The sequence below is a fragment of the Rhizobium ecuadorense genome (assembly GCF_001187535.1).
Classification (GTDB): Bacteria; Pseudomonadota; Alphaproteobacteria; order Rhizobiales; family Rhizobiaceae; genus Rhizobium; species Rhizobium ecuadorense.
The window spans coordinates 1-1297 of record NZ_LFIO01000511.1 but is presented as its reverse complement, the minus strand read 5'-3'; the positions used below and the strand labels follow the sequence as shown (position 1 = coordinate 1297).

1 protein-coding gene is annotated in these 1297 nt (G+C 59.1%); it reads left to right on the top strand.

The genetic code is table 11. From position 1 onward, the window contains the following. Nucleotides 1-1259 (top strand): Ulp1 family isopeptidase (locus AF337_RS11615; protein ID WP_049732278.1); only part of this gene is annotated, 1259 nt, incomplete at its 5' end. Between the last annotated feature and the right edge of the window lie 38 nt (nt 1260-1297).

The following is a 1297-nucleotide window of genomic DNA, read 5'->3' as shown; positions in this document are numbered from 1 at the left end:
AAAAAGATTACCAAGACTTCACCGAAGACATGGGAAAACACACTATCTCTTTCAAGCGGCTTCGGCAGTACCAGCAAGTCGTTGAGGCGAACGCAGCGTCGGGGTTGTCCCCTGAGCCGGCAAGTGGCCGCGAACCGGCCGGTCTGGACGGCCGTTCGGATTCACGTGCCGAGTTCAGATCAACTTCGCCGCTGCAGCAGGTTGATCCACCGATCGAAAGCCGCAGCGGATTGTCGCTCGACCATACCGAATGGCTGGGCGACCAGCATATCCAGACGGATTATGAGCTGCTAATGCAGGACTTGCAGCGAAACGATCCGGATCTCGCAGCCAGGACGCGGCTTATCGATCCCCTGATAGCCCATTATCATCTGCGCCTGGGCGATGAGAGCACCGCGCTGAGCGCTTTCCAGCGCATCGTTAATGATCAGAATGGAAGAGATACAGCCGACTTCCTGTTCCTTCCAGTGAGCGATGCCAGTGCTTCGGATCCTGATCACCGCGGCACCCATTGGTCGCTGCTACTCGTTGACCGTCGCAACCGCGAGGGGCCGGCTGCCTATCACTATGACTCCTTCCGGGGCCAGAACGACGAGTTTGCAGCAATGCTCGCACAAAGGTTGGGTACCCGTCTGGAGCCCGTCCGCATGACCCAACAGCGGAACGACTATGATTGCGGAGTCTTCGTGGTTGACGGCACGCGGGCGCTCGTTAGACGTCTGGCGCGAAGAGACCGGCCAGCCGTGCTGCACCTCGACAACCTCGTCGCCGATCGGGAGCAACTCCAACGACGTCTGAGCACCGCGACCAACAGTGCTCGAGCGGGGGCTGCGGCGGCTGAACCGGAGTCCTCCACACAGATCGCCGATCCCGCAGAGTTTTGGCATGGAGTGGGTCAACCCGGCCAGCTTCCCGATAGCTGGAATACAGCGACCTTCCGGCAGGATTTGCCGTCAGCCGCCTATTCACCGGTGCAAAGCGTCAATCCGCCAGACGCACCATGGGAGCAAAGCTTGGGGGCATCGATCTTCGGCACCCCACAGTACACGCTGCCTGTGGACGACTTGGGAGGATTTGTCCCTCCGAGCTGGCGACACGGCAATCAACCGGTACCAGATGACCTTCTGCCTGCAATGTACTTGTTTGACTTGCTGCCGAGCGCGGACAAACCCACCAACTTCAGTATCCATGGTGTGCCCTACACGGCCACTCTGGGGCCATCAGGCATGCAGAGCGACATTTACCTTTTCCTGCAATAGGGTGGAGATGGATCGAGCAATAGATGCCAGTCGTTCTT